The organism is Microbacterium sp. Leaf351, from assembly GCF_001423825.1.
GTDB classification, from domain to species: Bacteria; Actinomycetota; Actinomycetes; order Actinomycetales; family Microbacteriaceae; genus Microbacterium; species Microbacterium ginsengisoli.
Genome location: NZ_LMPK01000038.1, coordinates 210,793 through 214,432 on the forward strand (window position 1 = coordinate 210,793; position 3,640 = coordinate 214,432).

The 3,640-nt window shown below is 70.5% G+C and carries 5 protein-coding genes; 2 read left to right on the forward strand and 3 right to left on the reverse strand.

What is annotated here, in order from left to right:
* Positions 1-121 precede the first annotated feature (121 nt).
* The gene (locus tag ASG00_RS13790; RefSeq protein ID WP_048809297.1) at positions 122-586 is read left to right on the forward strand and encodes a GNAT family N-acetyltransferase; all 465 of its coding nucleotides are present in this window, start codon (positions 122-124) and stop codon (positions 584-586) included.
* A 15-nt stretch (positions 587-601) separates the two neighbouring features.
* Here the strand turns inward: ASG00_RS13790 and ispD are convergent, their stop codons facing one another.
* On the reverse strand, positions 602-1,789 hold the full coding sequence (ispD, locus tag ASG00_RS13795; RefSeq protein WP_235557422.1) for a 2-C-methyl-D-erythritol 4-phosphate cytidylyltransferase: 1,188 nt from the start codon (positions 1,787-1,789) through the stop codon (positions 602-604).
* Positions 1,790-1,808: 19 nt separating this feature from the next.
* Positions 1,809-2,291: a CarD family transcriptional regulator gene (locus ASG00_RS13800; RefSeq protein WP_045246754.1), complete on the reverse strand. Its 483-nt coding sequence runs from the start codon at positions 2,289-2,291 to the stop codon at positions 1,809-1,811.
* A 148-nt stretch (positions 2,292-2,439) separates the two neighbouring features.
* On the opposite strand from ASG00_RS13800, the gene ASG00_RS13805 reads away from it, so the two are divergent.
* Positions 2,440-2,961 (forward strand): hypothetical protein, encoded by a 522-nt coding sequence (locus ASG00_RS13805; RefSeq protein ID WP_056210385.1) that lies wholly within the window; start codon positions 2,440-2,442, stop codon positions 2,959-2,961.
* A gap of 78 nt (positions 2,962-3,039) precedes the next feature.
* Here ASG00_RS13805 and ASG00_RS13810 read toward each other — a convergent pair.
* The coding region (locus tag ASG00_RS13810) for a response regulator transcription factor (protein ID WP_156456266.1) at positions 3,040-3,640 on the reverse strand (601 nt) is incomplete at its 5' end.

Genomic DNA, 3,640 nt, shown 5'->3' on the forward strand with positions numbered 1-3,640 from the left:
GCGAGCACCTCACGCTCGGCGGCGTGATCGGGCTGTGCGTGCTGGCGGCGGGACTCGTGCTGCTCAGCGCCGGATCGCGCGCCCGTCGCGAACCGCGTCCTTTCGCAGCGGAGGCGTGACGGTGACCACGTTGAGCATCCTCCCCGACGACCTGTCCTCGCCCGACGTGCAGGCGCTCATCGTCGCGCACCTGGACGGTATGCACGCGACCTCGCCCGCGGAGAGCGTGCACGCTCTCGACCTGGGCGCGCTGCGGCATCCGTCGATCTCGTTCTTCGCGGCGCGCGTCGACGGCGAGCTCGCCGGCATCGGCGCGCTGCGCACGATCGACCACGTCTCGGGCGAGCTGAAGTCGATGCGGGTCGCGCCCGCGTTCCTGGGGCGTGGCATCGGGCGCGCGCTGCTGCAGCACCTGATCGCCGAGTCGCGCAGCCGGGGCTTCTCCTCGCTGTGGCTCGAGACCGGAAGCACCCCGGACTTCCTCCCGGCGGTGCGGCTCTATGAGAGCGAAGGCTTCGCTGTCACCGGGCCGTTCGGCGACTACCGCGAGGACCCGTTCTCGATCTTCATGACACGCACGCTCTGACGCCCGGTGGCGCGCTCAGAAGCGCGCAGGCACGATCAGCGCGACGGCGATCGCTTGCACGCCCTCGCCGCGCCCGGGGAACCCCAGCCCGTCGGTCGTGGTTGCCGACAGCGTCACCGGCGCGCCGCCGAGCGCCGCCGACAGCGCCGTCTCGGCCTCCGCTCGGCGGGCACCGATGCGCGGGCGGTTGGCCTGCACCTGCACCGACACATTGCCGACCCGCCAGCCCGCCTCGCCTATCAGGGCACGGGTGCGCGCGAGGAAGACGTCGGCGTGGGCGCCCGCGTACTCGGGATGCGACGTGCCGAAGTGCGTGCCGATGTCACCGAGTCCCGCGGCGCCCAGCAGGGCGTCGACGATCGCGTGCGCGACCGCGTCGCCGTCGGAATGCCCCGCGAGCGCCTGCTCACCCGGCCACGCGATGCCGCCGAGCCAAAGTTCGCCGTCGCCCCCGAACGCGTGCACGTCGGTGCCGAGTCCGATTCGGGGAAGGTCGGTCGCCGCGGGCCCCGGTGCGCTCCGGAGAAGGTGCTCGGCGCGCGCGAGGTCTTCGGGCGTCGTGATCTTGAACGACGCCGCGTCGCCGTCGACGACGCCGACCTGGTGGCCGGCCTGGGCGACCACCGCGGCGTCGTCGGTGTGGTCGCGGTCGGCCAGGGCGTAGGCCTGAGTGAGGATGTCGCGTCGGAACCCCTGCGGCGTCTGCGCGGCCGCGAGCTCGGCACGATCGACTCCGCCCGTGATGTGCGGGCCGTCGACGCGCTTGATCGTGTCGATGACCGGAAGCACGGGAACGATCCCCCAGCCGGTCTCATCCACCGCGGCGAACACGCGGGCGAACACCTCGGGCGGCGTGAGGGCGCGGGCCGCATCGTGCACGAGCACGACCTCCACATCGCCCCAGAGGGCCGCGAGGCCCGCGGCGACCGACTGCTGGCGGGTGGCGCCCCCCGCGACGACCGTCACGAGATCGGACCGGTCGCCTGCCGCCAGGCGGGCATCGGTCTCGGCTTCGCCGACACGATCTGCCGGGGCGACGACGACGACCTGCGCTTCGGGGGCATGGAACACCCCGTCGAGGGCGTGTCGGAGGATCGTGTGCGCACCGAGGCCCACGAAGGCCTTCGGAGCGCCTGCGGCGAGCCGCGTTCCGGAGCCGGCGGCGACCACGATGATCGCCCGACGGGGCGCAGGATGGATCACGAGCGTCCCGATGCGGGGGTCAGGAGGCGAGGACCTCTTCGAGGAGGACGCTGGCCTTCTCCTCGTCGGTCTTCTCGGCGAGCGCGAGCTCGGAGACGAGGATCTGCTTCGCCTTTGCGAGCATGCGCTTCTCGCCGGCCGAGAGACCGCGGTCCTGGTCGCGACGCCACAGGTCGCGCACGACCTCGCTCACCTTGATGACGTCGCCGGAGGCGAGCTTCTCGAGGTTGGCCTTGTAACGGCGGGACCAGTTCGTGGGCTCCTCGGTGAAGGGGGCACGCAGCACGTCGAAGACGCGCTCGAGGCCTTCCTTGCCGATCACGTCGCGAACGCCGACGAGGTCGACGTTGTCGGCCGGAACCTCGATGGTCAGATCGCCCTGGGTGACTCGGAGTTTGAGATAGACCTTTTCTTCGCCTTTGATGACTCGGGTCTTCACTTCCGCGATCGTCGCCGCACCGTGGTGGGGGTAAACGACCGTCTCGCCAACCTCAAAAAGCATGGAGTTATGTCCTTTCGGCGTCGGCCAGTCTACCACACGGGATCGTGCGCTAAGGTTCGCCGCCGCGTATCGCGCGCCGCCTCACGGTCGGGAGCTACGCGCCGCACCGCATAGAATGCTGACGTCTGTCTTCACCCTGGGAGGTACCGTGAAAACGCGCCTGATCGCGTCGCTGGCAGTGGGCGCACTCGTCGTCCTCGGAACGACGGGATGCACGTTCCTGACTCCCCAGGAGACGACCAATCGGTCGATGGACAAGGACTACGCCCCGTCGGGCGGCGTGAACGTCCCCGCGTCGAGCGGACCCCTCGCTGTGCGCAACGTGCTGGTCGTCGCCGACTCGTCGGGCGCGAACGGCAACCTGGTCGCCACCGTCGTGAACCCGACCGACAGCGGTGAGGTGCTGAACGTCACCGTCGGCGACGGCTCGAGCGCGGTGAAGACGGCCATCCTGGTCTCGGCCGGATCCACCCTCAGCCTCGGCACCGGCTCGACCGCGCCGCTGCCGATCTCCCCGCTCGACTCCGCCCCTGGGTCGACGGTGTCCATCTACTTCCAGTCCGGCACGGGCGAGGGCGCCCGCGTGGAGACCCCTGTGCTGACCGGACAGCTGAGCTACCTCTCGACGCTCGTGCCGACCCCGGCTCCGACGCCGTCGGCGAGCAACTGAGCCCTCACGACGAGGAAGGCCGGGGAGCGTGAGCTCCCCGGCCTTCCTCGTTCCGACAGACGTGCGGCGCCGGGTCTGTCACGCCTCGAATCGGTAGCCGAGCCCGCGCACGGTGACGAGCATCTCCGGGTCGCCGGGGGCCGCCTCGATGCGCGAACGGATGCGCTTGATGTGCACATCGAGCGTCTTGGTGTCACCGAAGTAGTCGGTGCCCCACACCCGGTCGATGAGCTGGCCGCGGGTCATGACACGGCCGGCATTGCGCATCAGCACCTCGAGGAGTTCGAACTCCTTGAGGGGCATCGCGATCTCCCGCCCGTCGACGGCCACGGTATGCCGGTCGATGTCGAGGGTCACCCGACCCCCGCTCAGGACGTGCTCGTCGAGGTCCGCCTCCAGGTGGGCGAAGCGGCGCAGCACCGCCCGCATGCGGGCGAGCAGCTCGCGCGTCGAGTAGGGCTTGGTGACGTAGTCGTCCGCGCCGAGCTCGAGCCCCACGACGATGTCCACCTCGCTGTCCTTCGCGGTCAGCATGATGATCGGCACCTGCGTCGTCGCGCGTAGCTGACGGCACACCTCGGTACCGGGGATGCCCGGCAGCATCAGGTCGAGCAGCACGATGTCGGCGGCGCGCTCGCGGAACGCGGTGAGCGCGGCCTGGCCGTCCTCGGCGATCTCC